Annotated in this window: 15 protein-coding genes and 1 pseudogene; 10 read left to right on the top strand and 6 right to left on the bottom strand. The window is 64.2% G+C overall.

Annotation, left to right across the window (positions count from 1 at the left end; genetic code table 11):
* The first annotated feature begins 284 nt into the window (after positions 1 to 284).
* The gene (locus LPA45_RS33875) at positions 285 to 485 is read left to right on the top strand and encodes a hypothetical protein (protein ID WP_367395256.1); all 201 of its coding nucleotides are present in this window, start codon (positions 285 to 287) and stop codon (positions 483 to 485) included.
* 345 nt (positions 486 to 830) lie between these two features.
* On the opposite strand, the gene LPA45_RS33880 is transcribed toward LPA45_RS33875, so the two are convergent.
* A complete protein-coding gene (locus LPA45_RS33880) occupies positions 831 to 1,133 on the bottom strand; it encodes a hypothetical protein (protein WP_367395257.1) in 303 nt (100 codons plus the stop codon).
* Between the two features lie 781 nt (positions 1,134 to 1,914).
* Between LPA45_RS33880 and LPA45_RS33885 the strand changes: the two genes are divergently transcribed.
* The 7 genes from LPA45_RS33885 (at position 1,915) to LPA45_RS33915 (ending at position 9,935) form a co-directional block, all read left to right on the top strand.
* Entirely contained in the window at positions 1,915 to 2,130 is a 216-nt protein-coding gene (locus LPA45_RS33885) for a hypothetical protein (protein ID WP_367395258.1), read from the top strand.
* A gap of 607 nt (positions 2,131 to 2,737) precedes the next feature.
* Complete coding sequence (locus LPA45_RS33890) at positions 2,738 to 2,938, top strand: hypothetical protein (RefSeq protein WP_367395259.1); 201 nt, start codon at positions 2,738 to 2,740, stop codon at positions 2,936 to 2,938.
* Positions 2,939 to 3,089: 151 nt separating this feature from the next.
* Complete coding sequence (locus LPA45_RS33895) at positions 3,090 to 3,488, top strand: copper resistance protein (protein ID WP_367395260.1); 399 nt, start codon at positions 3,090 to 3,092, stop codon at positions 3,486 to 3,488.
* Positions 3,489 to 3,560: 72 nt separating this feature from the next.
* On the top strand, positions 3,561 to 4,868 hold the full coding sequence (locus tag LPA45_RS33900) for a TolC family protein (RefSeq protein ID WP_367395261.1): 1,308 nt from the start codon (positions 3,561 to 3,563) through the stop codon (positions 4,866 to 4,868).
* Entirely contained in the window at positions 4,865 to 6,433 is a 1,569-nt protein-coding gene (locus tag LPA45_RS33905; protein WP_367395262.1) for an efflux RND transporter periplasmic adaptor subunit, read from the top strand. Before LPA45_RS33900 ends, LPA45_RS33905 begins: the two co-directional genes overlap by 4 nt.
* Entirely contained in the window at positions 6,430 to 9,600 is a 3,171-nt protein-coding gene (locus LPA45_RS33910; protein WP_367395263.1) for an efflux RND transporter permease subunit, read from the top strand. Before LPA45_RS33905 ends, LPA45_RS33910 begins: the two co-directional genes overlap by 4 nt.
* Positions 9,597 to 9,935 (top strand): copper-binding protein, encoded by a 339-nt coding sequence (locus tag LPA45_RS33915; RefSeq protein ID WP_367395264.1) that lies wholly within the window; start codon positions 9,597 to 9,599, stop codon positions 9,933 to 9,935. Before LPA45_RS33910 ends, LPA45_RS33915 begins: the two co-directional genes overlap by 4 nt.
* A gap of 648 nt (positions 9,936 to 10,583) precedes the next feature.
* Here LPA45_RS33915 and merA read toward each other — a convergent pair.
* The 4 genes and pseudogenes from merA to merT all read right to left on the bottom strand — a co-directional run.
* Positions 10,584 to 12,260: a mercury(II) reductase gene (merA, locus tag LPA45_RS33920; RefSeq protein WP_367395265.1), complete on the bottom strand. Its 1,677-nt coding sequence runs from the start codon at positions 12,258 to 12,260 to the stop codon at positions 10,584 to 10,586.
* 40 nt (positions 12,261 to 12,300) lie between these two features.
* Positions 12,301 to 12,720 carry an organomercurial transporter MerC gene (gene merC / locus LPA45_RS33925; protein ID WP_367395266.1) on the bottom strand — a complete coding sequence of 140 codons (420 nt, stop codon included), beginning with the start codon at positions 12,718 to 12,720 and terminating at the stop codon, positions 12,301 to 12,303.
* A gap of 25 nt (positions 12,721 to 12,745) precedes the next feature.
* Positions 12,746 to 12,919, bottom strand: a complete 174-nt coding sequence (locus LPA45_RS33930) for a cation transporter (RefSeq protein WP_367395355.1) — start codon at positions 12,917 to 12,919, stop codon at positions 12,746 to 12,748.
* Positions 12,908 to 13,198, bottom strand: a pseudogene (merT, locus tag LPA45_RS33935) (mercuric ion transporter MerT); the annotation flags it as partial. The pseudogene merT and the gene LPA45_RS33930, both read right to left, overlap by 12 nt.
* A gap of 71 nt (positions 13,199 to 13,269) precedes the next feature.
* Between merT and merR the strand changes: the two are divergent.
* Positions 13,270 to 13,695 carry an Hg(II)-responsive transcriptional regulator gene (gene merR / locus LPA45_RS33940; protein ID WP_367395267.1) on the top strand — a complete coding sequence of 142 codons (426 nt, stop codon included), beginning with the start codon at positions 13,270 to 13,272 and terminating at the stop codon, positions 13,693 to 13,695.
* 109 nt (positions 13,696 to 13,804) lie between these two features.
* Here merR and LPA45_RS33945 read toward each other — a convergent pair whose 3' ends face one another.
* On the bottom strand, positions 13,805 to 14,701 hold the full coding sequence (locus LPA45_RS33945) for a sterol desaturase family protein (protein WP_367395268.1): 897 nt from the start codon (positions 14,699 to 14,701) through the stop codon (positions 13,805 to 13,807).
* 162 nt (positions 14,702 to 14,863) lie between these two features.
* Here LPA45_RS33945 and LPA45_RS33950 point away from each other — a divergent pair, with 162 nt between their 5' ends.
* A complete protein-coding gene (locus LPA45_RS33950; protein WP_367395269.1) occupies positions 14,864 to 15,496 on the top strand; it encodes a cation transporter in 633 nt (210 codons plus the stop codon).
* Positions 15,497 to 15,508: the final 12 nt, after the last annotated feature.

Below are 15,508 nucleotides of genomic sequence, written 5' to 3' on the forward strand. Positions count from 1 at the left end.
AATTGCCTGCGCTTGCCATCGCGAGCGCGCGAGTGCAGGCAGGGTTCGCCCCCGGTCAGGAACCGAAGGACGACATCTATGAACGTGGGTGGAGATGGCCGGCGAACGGAACGGCGTCGGCGGCCTCAGAGATGCCGGGAAGGCGGGCGCAGCAACGTCTCAGGCGTCGTGCTGGAAAATGCCCTGCTCGGAGAGGTAAGCGGCATGCCGGTTGTTGGCAACGCTTGTGCCGACCAAAAGGCAGCGAGGGCTAGCGGCGAAGCCGCCGTGCAGGAGGAACAGGCATGACAACCGCGCGCCTTGCCGCGTTCCTTGCTGGCCAGGCAGTGATGCGACGTGGTGTCGCAAAGTGCGTCAGTATCGTCGGCGCTCGCCTCCTCAGCGGCGTCGAGCACGGCGCCGGCGACCCGCCCCTGCTGCAGCTCGGCGCAGGAGAGCGTTGCCGCCGCGCCAGCGCTCTGGATTGGCAATGCAAGCACAACTAACCAAAGCGATAGGTGGCGCAACAGCCTTCTCATCCGGCGACAGCAGGCATCGATTGAATGCGCGGTTTATAGATGCGACCTGACGGCAAAATGACAGTGGCATGACAGACGCAGCGCCCATCGCTGCCGGTACCACGGCGGCTCTGCCGCGGATCAGCCGGGGCATGGTGGGCCGCCGTTTCCGAAGGGCACGACGGCGTCCCGGCGGGCATGCGAGGGAATCCCAGCAGCGGCCGAGTGCCTCGGATGAAAGGGTCGCACTGTGCTGCCTGATTGGGCACCATCGCGCGCCGGCCCCCATTGGGCTCGGCACGCCGATCCGCGGGAGAACGGCTGGCGCCGTCCTCAGTGACCGCGCGGACCGTAAGCGTATGGGTTGTGATGGCGCCGCTCATGCTCCCGTCGCCCATGATCCATGCCGTGGCGCGATTCACGATGGGGCTCGCGCACCGCGGCGCCATGGCCATACGACGCGTGGGAGTCGTGCACCGCCACGGCGGGCACGGCATGCACCTCGGTATGCGCAGCGCGTGGCGGGATGATCCCTCCTCGACCATGCCCATCATGCGGGTAGGCATGCGTCTGCGCATTGGCGTAACTGAATCCGATGAGTAGGACGGTGCCGACCAGGACCGGAAGCTTATTCATGTTTAACTCCTTGCGGGTAGAGGAAGGCAGCATACGACTTCGGCATGGAAGGGAGTGTTCGTGCTTCCATACAAATGTGAACGCTTGTAACGCTGCTATCCCCCCGGCAAGCAAAAGCCATCGAGAATTACCCACGCGTAATGGTCGCGTAATCAGAGCCGGCGCCGTGCCGCAATTCCGTGCAAGGGAAATTCTTGGCGCGATCGCAACGAGAACCTAAATTCACGGTAACGACATCGCCGTTGGCGCACCGCTTCGCTGGTTTGCCGGTCGTGCTGCCAGACGCCCGGTGCAGCGCGACGGCGTCCCGACGCCATGAGTGACGAAGGAGAATTTCATGCGTGCCTTATTGCTGATTACGATCATGCTGGGTGGGTGCGCGACGGTCGCCGAACGTACCGCGCAAGCCGGGCGTGACATGGAGGCATCGCTACAGATTCAGGGACCCGCTTGCGAAAAGCTCGGCTATCAAAAAGATTCGGATCCGTGGCGTGACTGTGTTTTACGCCTCAGCGCCAGAAGCGGGCCCTGTATGCATCGACGGCTTTGAATCCGATAGCACCGCGTACGGCGGCGCTCCACCGCTGGTTCGATTCCTCCGCCTGGCCCGATCCCCCGCAGTAACGGGTTGCGTACCGCAACTCGGGCTCAGTCGCCGCATACGCCCTCGCGCGAAAGCACTGCTTGACCTTACCCCCATGGGAAGGTCCATAGTGCAATTGAGGACGGCATGGCGGCGCCAGCGCCCCATTGCCACACAGTCCATTAAGCGGGGCAAGCCATGAACACTGCGACGCAATTGCTATTTGATGACGTGTTCGCGGTATTCCGGCGGGCATGCGACCAGCAGCAGTACGGTGTGGCCGAGCACCTGCTAGCCGCCCTGGAGCGATTGGCCGGCGGGGACAATCGCTTGCTCGACGAGGTCTACCTGTCGTTCGCGTCGCCCGGTTCTGCGAGCCGGGCGACGCCGGAACCGCCGGTGGCTCGAACATGATGAAGACCTATACTGAAGACAGATCCGCGACGGCGCTACCGCGCGTCGGCTCGGAGCGCCCAATGCGTAAGCATATGAAACAGTTTTGGCGTGTCGTCATGCTGCTGACCCTGGCGCTGGCTTTGCCCCTGCGGGCGCAAGCAGGGCCGTTGGACAGCTGCTGTGTCGCCGGCCTGGCTAGCATGCCTGCTCATATGCCTGTGCAAGGGGCGCAAGCCAGTGTCGAGACCGGCAGCCAGCATGACTGCGTCAGTCAATCCAGCTGTGCCGGCGAGCGGCATGCCAGCGGCCCGTCTCGTATTCCCTGCACGTCCTCCGCTTGTGCGGTCTTCGCTGGCACGCTGTTAGCAATCGGGTCCGCCACGGATGCATGGACCAGCGTTTTGGTCGCCCATCCGGAATTCGCGTATCTCTCCGTCGTTCCGGCTCGCCTCGAGCGCCCGCCCAAACGCGTCCGCCTGTAGTGCGATCCCGCCACACAGCGTTGCCGCAGCTGGCGCCGCCGCGCCACGCGTGCTCCTGTCTGAGCTAGCCGCCATTTGCAGTGTTGCCTGCCGCCCGCTCTTGGGGTTTAGGCGGCCACTGCCTACACCGAACGAGGAATATCATGAAATCCCTGCTTCACGCTCTTGTGGGCGCCGTCGCCCTGGCGCTCTCGCTATCGGCCGTCGCTGGACCGGACTGGTATGTGATCGAAAAGGCCCGTGCCGCCAAACGGGCTGAGGCGCAACAACAGAAGTCACAGCAGACGGAGGACCATGCCGCGATGATGCAAAAGTGTCGCGAAATGATGGGTCAACCCAAGTAACTGAGCTCGCTCTCCGGTGCGCTGCGGTCGCGTGGCTCGCCGGAGTCTCCTTGGATGGGCTACCCCGTCTGCATTTGATCTGTGGCAAACCGCACCATGTGCCGGAAGAGCCCAAACGCTGCTACCATTCGCCTCAAACCGAGTCTTCCACGTGCGTACCCGTTTTCGCCGGCTTTGGCTTGCCGCCTTCCTGTTGAGTACATTCCTGACAGTTCAGCTGGCAGCGGCCGCCTACGCCTGCGCGGGCAGCCGGTATTCGATGGAAGGGATGGCGGACATGGCCGGCATCACGGAGTCCTGTCCGGACATGACGCAGAAGGCCGAAGCGCCGGCTGCCCATGATGGCTTGTGCTTGGAGCACTGCCAGCTTGGCTCCAAGACGGCCGACCACCCCAGCCCGCAGATTCCTGCGTTCCAGCCCGTGCTCGTCAATCTGGTTGAGCCGGCGTTGGTACCGGTATTCGTCAGCCAGCGAGCGGCCTACGCCGACGCGGTTCCACGTGGGCCCCCTCGCCCCCTCCCCATCCTCCACTGCTGTTTCCGAACCTAGCCTCCGAAGCAACGCCTGCTATCGTGCCCTGAACCATGGTCTTCAGGGTGGTCGTTCCTTTGCGGAGGCTTTATGCATTTGCGTTTTCCCTTTGCGTATGGGTGCCAGCTGACGTTGGCCCTTACGCTGTTCGCCGCTGCCCATCCCGGATGGGCGCAACCCGCGGCCGCACTCTCCGTGCAGGAAGCTGTGGCGCTCGCGTCTTCCCGCTCGACGGATGCCGAAACATCGCGCTCAGCGGTCCAGTCCGCCATCGAGATGGCGGTCGCTGGCCGCCAGTTACCAGACCCGGTCCTGAAGGTGGGCGTCAATAACGTGCCGGCCAATGGCCCTGACCGGTTTTCCATCGGCACAGACTCGATGACGATGCGTTCCATCAGCCTGATGCAGGAATTCACCCGATTGGCCAAGCGCGAGGCCCGCGCTCAGCGTTTCGAGGCCGAGGCCTCGTCGGCAGAGGCCCAGCGTACGGCGGCGCTCGCGACGGTGCAGCGCGGCGCCGCGACGGCCTGGCTGGACCGCTGGTACGCCGAGCGTGCTTACAGCGTGCTCACCGAGCAGGCGCAGTCCATCAAGCTGATGGTGGAGGCGGCGCAGGCTGCCTATCGTGGCAACCGCGGCTCCCGTGCGGACGTCCTGGCCGCCGAACTGGAGCTCCAACAACTGCAAGATCGCGAAGACGAGGCCCGCGCCGCACTAGCGTCAGCCCGAGCGATGCTGCGCCGCTGGTTGGGCGAAGCCGCAGAGCGTCCCCTGGCCGAACGCCCTGGTCTCGAGGCGCCGGCCTGGCTCAACACCCTGGACGCCGACGGCGTGGCGCAACTGCCGGACGTGGCGGCGGCCGAGGCACAGGTTGGCGTCGCCGAGGCGGAAAGCCGGGTCGCTCGGGAGAACAAGATCCCGGACGTAAGCGTGGAGCTGATGTACAGCCAGCGCGGGCCCGCCTACTCCAATATGGTTTCCGTCAATGTCTCACTGCCGCTGCCCTGGGACCAGAAGCATCGCCAGGATCGGGAGCTCGCCGCAAAACTTGCGCAAACCGACGCCGCGCGCGCGCAAGCCGAAGTCGTACGCCGCGGCTTGATCGGGGAGTTGCGCGGCAAGCAGGCGGAGCTGGCGCTCAGCCGATCGCGGCTCGAGCGCTATCGGAACACCACCGTGCCACTGGCAAAGGCACAGACGGAAGCGGCCCTGACGGCCTATCGAGCGGGCGCCGGCACCCTGACCGCTGTGGCCGATGCCAGCCGCAAGGCGCTCAATATTTCGCTTGAGCGCCTGAAGCTTGAGGCTGCCACCGCCCGACTGTGGGCGGACCTGACCTTCCTGATGCCGTTACCCACCGCAGTCCAGCCCACGTCACTGCAAGGAGCTCAACCATGAACAAGACCACGATTGCACGGACGGTGGCAGGCCTGATGGTGGTGGCAAGCGTTGGGGCTGCCTATTACCTCGGTCAACAGCAAGGGCGCCAGCAGTCGCCCGCGCCGGCACCCTCGGGCAGCGGCACCAGCGGTGCCGCCCTCAAGGCTGGCGACATTGACCCGAAAACTGGCAAGCGCATCCTCTACTGGCACGACCCGATGGTGCCAGGGCAGCGCTTTGACAAGCCGGGCAAGTCGCCGTACATGGACATGCCGTTGTCGCCGGTGTATGAAGAAGCCAGCGGCGGCGCGGCCGTCACCATCGAAAGCCGCGTGACACAGAACCTTGGCATCCGCACGGCCGAGGTGAAGACCGGCCGGCTGGAGGCCGCCTTGCAAGTGCCGGGCAATGTCGCGATCAATGAACGCGGCATCGAAGTGCTGCAGGCCCGCACCAGCGGATTCGTGGAACACGCGTACGCCCGGACCACCTTTGATCCGGTCCGCAAAGGCCAAGCGCTGGCGCAAATCTATGCACCGGAATGGGTCGCCGCGCAGGAAGAATACCTGGCGGTCAGCCGGATGGAAGGCAGCCTACAGCGCGAGCTGCGCGACGCCGCCATTGCGCGCATGCGTCAGGCTGGCATGACCGAGAGCCATATCCGTCTGGTGCAGTCCACCGGCAAACTGCAGCCGCGGCTGACGGTCACCAGTTCGGTGGACGGCATCGTCACGGAAATCGGTGCGCGCGATGGCATGACGGTCTCGCCAGGGACGACCCTCTTTCGCATCGCGAGCCTTGCGACCGTATGGGTCATCGCCGAGGTGCCAGAGAGCCAGGCTGCCCCATTGCGGCCCGGACTGACGGTGTCGGCCACAGCGGCAGCCTTGCCCGGCGAGACGCTGTCGGGCAAGGTCGATGCCATCCTGCCGGATATCAGCGCGGGTACCCGCACGGTCAAGGTCCGCATCGAATTGCAGAACAAGGCCCGTCAGCTCTTGCCCGGCATGTTTGTCTCGGTGCGCTTTGACGCCGCTCCTGGACCGGATCGCCTGCTCGTGCCAACCGAGGCGCTGATCCGTACTGGCACGCGCACGGTCGCTATGGTGGCATCCGGCCAAGGCGGATTCAGCCCCGTGGAGGTCAAGACCGGCGCGGCTGCTGGCGGCCAAACCGAAGTCATTGAGGGTCTCAAAGCGGGCCAGAAGGTAGTCGTGTCCGGACAGTTCCTGATCGACTCGGAGGCGAGCCTGCGCGGCACTGCTCAGCGCATGACCGCGCCCACGGCCGCGTCGGCAGCCGGCGCGTCGGCCCCTGGTGCGGCAGCAGCGCCCGGGCCGGAACATCAAGGCGTCGGCCGGATCGAGGCCGTCACCGAGCAGAGCATGACGATCTCCCACGGCCCCATTCCGTCAGCGCAGTGGGGCGCCATGACGATGGAGTTTGGCGCGCCGCCAGCCGGCATGCCCAAGGGATTCAAGCCAGGGGATCAGGTCCGGTTCCGCTTCCGACTGGACAAGGACGGCGTGGCGACCCTGTCCGCGGTCGAGACGGCTGCCGCCGTTGCAGGAGCGAAGCCATGATTGCCCGACTCATCCTCGCCTCCATCCGCAATCGCTTCCTGGTGCTTCTCACCACCGTCATGGTGACCGCGTGGGGACTTTGGGCGGTACAGAGTACGCCGCTCGACGCCTTGCCAGACCTGTCCGACGTGCAAGTGATCATCCGCACGCCCTTCCCTGGGCAGGCGCCGCAGATCGTGGAAAACCAGGTGACCTATCCGCTCACCACAACCATGCTGTCGGTGCCCGGCGCCAAGACCGTGCGCGGCTACTCGTTCTTCGGTGACTCCTATGTCTATGTGCTGTTCGAAGACGGGACCGACCTGTACTGGGCGCGCTCACGCGTGCTCGAGTACCTGAACCAGGTGCAGTCGCGGCTGCCGGCGGCAGCCAAGCCCGCACTCGGGCCCGATGCGACCGGCGTCGGCTGGATCTATGAGTATGCCTTGGTCGATAAGACCGGCCAGCATGACCTCAGCCAGCTACGGGCGCTGCAGGACTGGTTCCTGCGCTTCGAGCTCAAGTCCCTGCCTAACGTCGCCGAAGTGGCCTCGCTCGGCGGCATGGTCAAGCAGTACCAGATCGTGCTGATGCCGGATCGGCTGCGCGCCTATAACTTGTCGCAAGCCAAGGTGCTGGCAGCGCTCAAGGGCGCCAACCAGGAAACCGGCGGCTCGGTGCTGGAGTTGGGCGAAGCGGAGTACATGGTCCGGGCGACCGGTTATCTGAAAACGCTGGACGACTTTCGCCAGATTCCGCTGGTGACGAGCGACGCTGGCATCCCGGTACGGCTGGGCGACGTTGCCACCGTGCAGCTCGGCCCCGAGATGCGGCGTGGCATTGCCGAACTGAATGGCCAGGGCGAAGTGGCCGGCGGCGTCATCGTGCTGCGCTCGGGCAAGAATGCCCTGGAGACCATTGAAGCGGTCAAGGCCAAGCTCGCCACCTTACAGAAGAGCCTGCCCAAGGGCGTCGAGATCGTTACGACGTACGACCGGTCGGCACTGATCAAGCGGGCGGTGGACAATCTCACCACCAAGCTGATCGAGGAATTTGCGGTCGTGGCGCTGGTCTGCCTGGTGTTTCTCTTTCACCTACGCTCGGCGCTGGTGGCCATCGTCTCGCTGCCGCTGGGCGTGCTGGCCGCCTTCCTGGTGATGCGATACCAGGGCGTGAATGCCAACATCATGTCGCTGGGTGGGATCGCCATCGCCATCGGCGCGATGGTCGATGCCGCGGTGGTCATGATCGAGAACGCGCACAAGCATCTCGAGCACTGGCATGCCGACAATCCGCAGCGCGAACTCAGCGCCCATGAACACTGGCGCGTCATCGGCAAATCTGCCGCCGAGGTTGGGCCTGCCCTGTTCTTCTCGTTGTTGATCATCACGCTGTCGTTTATTCCCGTGTTCACGCTGGAGGCGCAGGAGGGCCGGCTCTTCTCGCCGCTCGCCTTTACCAAGACCTATTCCATGGCGGCCGCGGCGGGATTGTCCGTCACCTTGGTTCCGGTGCTGATGGGTTACATGATCCGCGGCAAGATCCCGTCGGAGCAGGCCAATCCGCTCAACCGCTGGCTGATTCGCGGCTACCAGCCGCTGCTCGGTAAGGTCCTTGCATATCCGAAGACCACCCTGGCGATCGCCGCCGTGCTGCTCATCGCCACCGCGTGGCCGATTATGCGCATTGGCGGCGAATTTATGCCGCCCTTGGATGAAGGCGATCTGCTCTACATGCCCTCGGCGTTGCCAGGCCTCTCCGCAGGCAAGGCCTCCCAGCTACTGCAGCAGACCGATCGGCTCATCAAGACCGTGCCGGAGGTCGCGACGGTGTACGGCAAAGCGGGCCGCGCCGATACCGCCACCGATCCGGCGCCGCTCGAGATGTTCGAGACCACCATCCAGTTCAAGCCTAAGGACCAATGGCGTGCCGGCATGACCACCGACAAGCTTGTCGAGGAACTGGATCGGATCGTCAGGGTGCCAGGGCTGTCCAACATCTGGGTGCCACCGATCCGCAACCGCATCGACATGCTCGCCACCGGCATCAAAAGCCCGGTGGGGATCAAGGTCGCCGGTACGGACCTGAAGGAAATCGATCGCCTGGCCACGCGCATCGAGGAGGCCGTCAAGTCGGTTCCCGGGGTCACCTCCGCGCTGGCCGAACGGCTCACTGGCGGCCGGTACATCGACGTCGATATCGACCGGGCGGCTGCGGGCCGGTATGGCCTGAACATTGACGACGTTCAGGCGATCGTCTCGTCGGCCATCGGGGGCGAAAACGTCGGCGAAGTGGTCGACGGGCTCGCGCGCTTTCCCATCAATGTCCGGTATCCGCGCGACTATCGAGACTCCATCGAGCAATTGCGTAGCCTGCCCATTGTGACCGACAAGGGGCTGCAGATCACGCTAGCCGACGTTGCACGCATCCAGGTCGTGCAAGGGCCGCCCATGCTGCGCAGTGAAAACGCGCGACTCTCCGGGTGGATCTACGTCGACATTCGAGGCAGGGACCTGCGCTCTGCCGTGCAGGACATGCAGGCGGCGGTCGCCAAAGCCGTCCCGATGCCAGCCGGATACTCCTTGAGTTGGTCGGGGCAGTTCGAGTATCTCGAGCGCGCCACCGCGAAGCTGAAGGTAGTGGTCCCCTTCACCCTGCTGATCATCTTCGTCTTGCTCTACCTGGTATTCGGCCGTCTGGATGAGGCACTGCTCATCATGGGCACCCTGCCGCTGGCCTTGATCGGCGGCTTCTGGCTACTCTATCTGCTGGGGTACAACCTGTCGGTGGCGGGGATTGTCGGCTTCATCGCACTCGCCGGGGTCGCTGCGGAATTCGGCGTCATCATGCTGCTCTACCTGAAACACGCTTGGCAAGCACGGCTCGAGGATGGGCAAAGCAATCTCGCGGCCCTGCTCGATGCCATCCAGGAAGGCGCCGTGCTGCGTGTGCGCCCAAAGGCGATGACCGTCGCTGTGATTCTGGCCGGCCTGCTGCCGATCATGTGGTCGCACGGCACCGGCTCAGAAGTGATGCAGCGCATCGCTGCGCCAATGGTCGGCGGCATGGTGACGGCGCCGCTGCTGTCCATGTTTGTGGTCCCGGCGGTGTATTTGCTGCTACGCCGCCGTCAGATCAAGCAGACTTCCCTCTCCCCCAACCTCACACCTCAGGAGGAATCGCAATGAAACACCTCAAGACCCTCGCCGCCGCCCTGGCCATGATTGCCGCACCGGCTGTATTCGCCGCGGATTCGATGGACGGCATGGACATGAAGGCACCCGCTGCCTCACAACAAGCGCCTCGGCCGGTGTCCGCAGAAATCAAAAAAATCGATGCGCAGACCGGCAAGGTTACGCTCAAGCACGGCCCGATTGAGAACTTGGGTATGCCAGGCATGACCATGGCGTTTCCGGTCAAGGATCGCGCCTCGCTTAGCAAGTTCAAGGAAGGCGATGCCGTGTCGGTGACCTTCGACAAGGTGGATGGCGCGGCGACGGTCGTGGACATGCAGCGCAAATAATCCGCGCCATGCGCGTACGGCTTGCTGCCAACGGCCGTGCGCGCCTTGACCCGCCGGCAGGGCCTAGCAACGTCAAGCCGGTAGGCATTGGCGCCTTTGCGCAACGATCCTGGCTAGCCAAATCCGAATCGAAATCAGACCGTGCGCCACAACCCATTTGATCTGCCCCACGATGTCCTCGTCGTCGTCCTGAGCTCACTGGCAATCATCCTTGGTATGCTCGGACTGTTTGCTTGGTATCTGCGACGACAGCACGGCTCTCGCCGGCGAACCCGCAACCAGCATGGCACGGTCTCGCGCAAGCGCACCAGGAGGTCGACGAGACGGCGTAAATAGCGGTCGGAAAGGGGTCGTCCACGGGTTACCTGCTTGCCGCAACGGCGCGCACGGGTGGGGGCTTCCATCGAATCATCATGGTACGGGCGACGTCGGTGCCCAGGCCGCCGGTACTTTGCTTGCATCCGGGCTAGCAACAGCTCAGGCCACCCATCATGCGCTGATGCATCAAAAGCATGCCTACCACACCAAGGATGGCAAGCACGCCGATGGCAGCGCACACAATCAAGATGACTTTCCAAATTGACGATTTGTTCACGCTTTGTCTCTCATAATGCCTAGCTGATGCCGGCAAAGTGTTTCCCTTTCTCGTCATCCGGCACAACAGGATAGCTGGCTCACGTCTTTACTGAACGTCTGCGCCGCGAGCTTCAGGCCCTCGACCATTGTCAGGTACGGAAACAACTGGTCTGCCAGCTCCTGCACGGTCATCCGCGCCCGGATCGCCAATGCTGCCGTCTGGATCAGTTCGCCTGCTTCCGGCGCCACCGCCTGCACGCCGATCAAGCGGTCCGATCCTGCCTCGGCGACCAGCTTGATGAAGCCGCGCGTGTCGAAATTGGCGAGCGCGCGCGGCACGTTGTCGAGCGTCAGCAGCCGGCTATCGGTCTCCATGCCGTCGTGGTGGGCTTCCGCCTCGCTATAGCCCACGGTGGCGACCTGCGGGTCGGTGAACACTACCGCCGGCAATGCGCTCAAATCGAGCGCGGCATCGCCTCCGGTCATATTGATCGCCGCGCGGGTGCCGGCCGACGCCGCCACGTAGACGAACTGCGGCTGGTTGGTGCAGTCGCCGGCGGCGTAGATATGCGGCGCCGTGGTGCGCATGCCATTGTCGATGACGATGGCGCCCTGCGCGGTGACCCTCACACCCGCCGCCTCCAGTGCCAGCTCACGCGTGTTGGGCGCGCGGCCGGTGGCGACCAGCAACTGGTCGGCGCGGATCTCGCCGTGTCCGGTAGTGAGCACGAATTCGCTGTCGGCGTAGGCCACCTGGCTGGCCTGCGTGTGTTCCCGCACTGTGATGCCCTCGGCGCGGAAGGCGGCCGTGACGGCCTCACCGATCGCCGGGTCCTCGCGGAAGAACAGCGTGCTGCGCGCCAGGATCGTTACCTGGCTGCCGAGCCGAGCGAAGGCCTGCGCCAACTCCACAGCCACCACCGACGAGCCGATCACGGCCAGCCGCTTCGGCAGGGTGTCGCTGGCCAGCGCCTCGTTCGAGGTCCAGTACGGGGTGTCCTTCAGACCGGGGATCGGCGGCACCGCCGGACTGGCGCCAGTGGCGATCAGGCAGCGGTCAAACGCCACCTCGCGCTCCCCGCCTTCGACCACGCGCACGCTCAGGGTGTGCCCGTTCTGGAAGCGGGCCTCGCCGCGCAGCACCGTGATGGCAGCCGTGCCTGCCAGGATGCCCTCATACTTGGCGTGGCGCAGCTCATCGACACGCCCCCGCTGCTGGCCGAGCAGGCGCTCGCGCAGAATCGCCGGTGGCGTGGCCTGGATGCCCCCGTCGAACGGGCTTTCGCGACGCAGATGAGCGATGTGGGCCGCGCGGATCATGATCTTGGACGGCACGCAGCCGACATTGACGCAAGTGCCGCCGATGGTGCCGCGCTCGATCAGGGTCACCTGCGCGCCTTGCTCGACGCCCTTGAGCGCCGCCGCCATCGCGGCGCCGCCGCTGCCAATGACGGCAATGCGCAGGGCCCTGGCGTGGTCCCCGCCCTTGTCGCCGCCGCCCAGCCAGCCTAGGTGCAGGCTGCCGCGATTTTCCGCCGGCGGGGCCTCGGCGAGAATGGCTCGGTAGCCGAGTCCGGCTACGGCGGCAGTCAGGGCATCGGGCGACGTGCCAGGCTCGATGGCGATTTGTGCCATGCCTTCCGCGTAGGAAACAACCGCCGACCGCACGCCCGGCACCTTCTCCAAGACATCCTTGACGTGCGCGGCGCATGAGTCGCAGGTCATTCCAGTGATCTTCAAGTGGGTCATGCCACAGTTCCTTTGTTCATTTGGGCGGCGGCCAATGCTGTCAGCCGCGCTTGCCCGGTAGTTCACAGGCGTCCGGTGTCCCGCAGCGCTTCGCCGGCGAGACGAAGTCCCAGATCGATACCCCGAGCATGAAGGCCAGGCCGACATAGAGCAGCGCCTCGCTACGCCAGCCATAAGTCAAATACAACGCTGCCAGCACCAGGAATGGGCCGATCACGCCGAACGCGGTCCGTGGCCACTGCCGATGGCGGGCCCAAGCAGTCGCATTGGCGAGCAGCGCGATGCCAGCGAACGTCGGCAGCAGGATACGAATGAACAGTCCTTCGTACTGGCTCAGGAAGCCCAGGCCAATGGCCGCGCCCAAGCTGGCGATAGCGGGAAAACAACTCGCGCAACCCATCGCTGAGACGACGCTGCCGAGGGCACCGGCCTTGTTGACCATGCGCATGATCAGTTCCATGGCGTCGCTCCCTCGCTCCCGTGGCTCACTGCTTGACGCTGGATAGATAGCCCGCGTTCTCGGTCGCCTTGGTCAGTTTCTGCACGCTGGTCTTGGCATCATCGAAGGTGACGACGGCCTCGCGCTTCTCGAAACTCACGCTGGTCTTACTCACGCCGTCGACCTTGGAGAGCGCTTTCTTGACCGTGACCCAGAACATGAGCGTGTAGGTGGCGCGTACCTGTGGGATGGCGCAGGCCTCCCCCGGCTTGCAGACTTGCGGCGGACGGACAATCCGCCGCCAGGCGACGAACAGCGCCAGCACTGCGGTGCCGAGGAGCAGCGGCCGATATGGCTCCAGCGCCGTTAAATTCCCGATCCAGGCCCCGCTGAAACCAAGCGCGATCAGGACCAGCGGCCCCAGGCAGCAGGTGGAGGCGAGGATGGCGGCGAGCCCACCGGCGAAGAGCGCACGGCGCCCGGCTTGCGGTTGCGACATGCGGTTGTCCTTTCGAGGTAGCAAGGGATAGCGTAACCTTACTTCCGTACTTATGTACGGAGTCAAGCGATATGCGGAGCGAATTGGAGAACCTGACCATCGGCGCCTTCGCCAAGGCGGCTGATGTCAACGTGGAGACCATCCGGTTTTACCAGCGCAAGGGGCTGCTGCCAGAGCCAGACAAGCCCGCCGGCGGGATTCGTCGCTATGGCGAAACGGATGTGGTCCGGGTGCGCTTCATGAAATCGGCCCAGCGGCTCGGATTCAGTCTGGAAGAAATCGGCGAACTGCTTCGCCTGGAGGACGGCACCCATTGCGCGGAAGCCAGTAGCCTGGCCGAGCGCAAGCTCAACGACGTGCGCGCAAAGCTTGCCGACCTGAGACGCATGGAGGCCGTGCTGTCCCAGCTAGTGTGCGCCTGCCATGCCCGCCAGGGCAACGTATCCTGCCCGCTGATCGCATCGCTGCAAGCGGGAAAAGTGCGCCAAAGGGCGTAGCGGACGCGACTACGCTGCCACGGCTCGTTCCGGCTTCTGTTCTGCTATCTCGCTCGACTTGCGGGCATGCGACGGCTCGCGAGCCGGTCTCCCCTGAACGAGAGCGGTTTTAGACATCAGCATCGCGGCAAGGTGAGAAGCCTTCGCTGGCCTGGCGACGTGTTGGGTCCGGTCGTTTAAACGGATAGACCAGTTGCTTGCCGTAGCGGTGCGGCACCGGATCGCCTTCGATGCCGATTGGGCCCAGTGGCGCCTGCGGTTGATAGAACGTGCCGAAGAGGTGGTCCCATACCAGCCAGAACTCCCCGAAATTGACCTGCGCGTCCGCGAAGCGCTCCCGATGGTGCCAGCGATGGAGTTCTGCAACGCCTAACAGATACCGCACCGGCCCCAGCCGATAGTCCAGGTTCGCATGCTGGAATGCCAGATGGATCGCCAGAATCGCGAACCAGCCCCCCACTACATCGGCCGGCGCGCCTAGGATGCCCAGGACCAGTAAGCCCGGACCAGCCATCAGGGCTGCATGCATCGGGTGGCGCCGTTCCCCGTTTAGCCAGTAGAGCCGCCGCGATGAATGATGAATGCTGTGCAGCCGCCACAGGAAGCCGTAGTGGTGGCTGAGCCGATGGACGGCATACAGTGACAGGTCCAGTGGCGCGCCTGCCAGGAATACCTGCAACAAGTATGGCCATTCTGCAGGCCACCATAGCCCGGGCCAACCCGTCCATTCCCGCAGCCCCACGAAGCCCAGCACAGCGCCATGCATCATGGCCAGATTCACAACGGCATGGGCGACATCCGCCGGAAAGTCGAGGTCCCGCTTCTGCCACCGTGCATCGAACGGGACAAAGCGCTCCAGCCAAGCAACAAGAAGAAGTCCGCCAGCCGCGCACAACGCCAGCCAAGCCAGCGGCGTGCCCTGTGAGGGGGTGGCCGAAACCCCTGTGATTACCAGGGCCATGATGGCCGGATAGGCGCCATACCGCACCACAGAACGCGCTGTCATTGCTACTCCGGAGTTCAATTTCCTCCAGTGTCCCGAAGCGATGGCCGATGGGCTTGAACAAACCTGCTGAATGCGTGTGAGGTCTTGACTCTATAGCGGGTACAGGGTGTGAAATCACTTAGACAGTTCTGGTGAAACAGGCGGAATAACGAAGGAATTCCAGTGAGCGACCACTGCGCCAACGAAGAACGACATGACCTTGACGCGAGTCAGGCGGCCGACCGCCGGATCCTGTGGCTGGTACTACTGATTAATGTCAGCCAATGTCTGGCAGGTCTGGGCGTGGGTCTTTGGGCGGCTTCCACGGCGGTGCTTGGCGCGGCCCTCGACAACCTTGCCGATGCGTTGGTGTATGGCGTCAGCCTGTACGCCGTTGGGCGCTCGCCAGCCATCAAGGTGCGCGCAGCGCGGCTTTCGGGGTGGCTTTTGATTGGCCTGGCCGTGATGCTATGCGTGGAGGTCCTGCGTCGGTTCTTTGGCGGCGAGGCGCCGTTGGGGCCAGCGATGATGGTCATGGCGGGGGCCAATGCGGCGATGAACATCATCTGCTTGCGCTTACTAAAGCGGCACCGCGGTGAAGACGTCAACTTCAAGGCTTCCGCCATATTCACCAACAACGACTCAATTGTGAACCTGGCAATCGTGTTGTCCGGAGCGCTCGTGATGTGGTGGGGCTCCAACCTTCCGGACCTGGTTCTCGGTCTTGTGGTATCTGCAATCGCCGCTAACGGAGGTCGAGAGATCCTGGCTGAGGCGGCAGAGGTTGAGGAAAAGGCCCGCTCGGAGGCAACTTGACTACTCCCCGCA

It is taken from the genome of Cupriavidus sp. Agwp_2, assembly GCF_040784895.1.
Lineage (GTDB): Bacteria > Pseudomonadota > Gammaproteobacteria > Burkholderiales > Burkholderiaceae > Cupriavidus.

Bases quoted from the DNA above. Each gene is read 5' to 3' on its own strand.
- LPA45_RS33890 (WP_367395259.1), top strand. From the start codon at position 2,738: ATGAAATCCCTGCTTCACGCTCTTGTGGGCGCCGTCGCCCTGGCGCTC.
- LPA45_RS33910 (WP_367395263.1), top strand. From the start codon at position 6,430: ATGATTGCCCGACTCATCCTCGCCTCCATCCGCAATCGCTTCCTGGTG.
- merA (WP_367395265.1), bottom strand. From the start codon at position 12,260: ATGACCCACTTGAAGATCACTGGAATGACCTGCGACTCATGCGCCGCG.
- LPA45_RS33880 (WP_367395257.1), bottom strand. From the start codon at position 1,133: ATGAATAAGCTTCCGGTCCTGGTCGGCACCGTCCTACTCATCGGATTC.
- LPA45_RS33905 (WP_367395262.1), top strand. From the start codon at position 4,865: ATGAACAAGACCACGATTGCACGGACGGTGGCAGGCCTGATGGTGGTG.
- LPA45_RS33915 (WP_367395264.1), top strand. From the start codon at position 9,597: ATGAAACACCTCAAGACCCTCGCCGCCGCCCTGGCCATGATTGCCGCA.
- LPA45_RS33945 (WP_367395268.1), bottom strand. From the start codon at position 14,701: ATGACAGCGCGTTCTGTGGTGCGGTATGGCGCCTATCCGGCCATCATG.
- LPA45_RS33875 (WP_367395256.1), top strand. From the start codon at position 285: ATGACAACCGCGCGCCTTGCCGCGTTCCTTGCTGGCCAGGCAGTGATG.
- LPA45_RS33885 (WP_367395258.1), top strand. From the start codon at position 1,915: ATGAACACTGCGACGCAATTGCTATTTGATGACGTGTTCGCGGTATTC.
- LPA45_RS33930 (WP_367395355.1), bottom strand. From the start codon at position 12,919: ATGTTCTGGGTCACGGTCAAGAAAGCGCTCTCCAAGGTCGACGGCGTG.
- merC (WP_367395266.1), bottom strand. From the start codon at position 12,720: ATGGAACTGATCATGCGCATGGTCAACAAGGCCGGTGCCCTCGGCAGC.
- LPA45_RS33900 (WP_367395261.1), top strand. From the start codon at position 3,561: ATGCATTTGCGTTTTCCCTTTGCGTATGGGTGCCAGCTGACGTTGGCC.
- merR (WP_367395267.1), top strand. From the start codon at position 13,270: ATGCGGAGCGAATTGGAGAACCTGACCATCGGCGCCTTCGCCAAGGCG.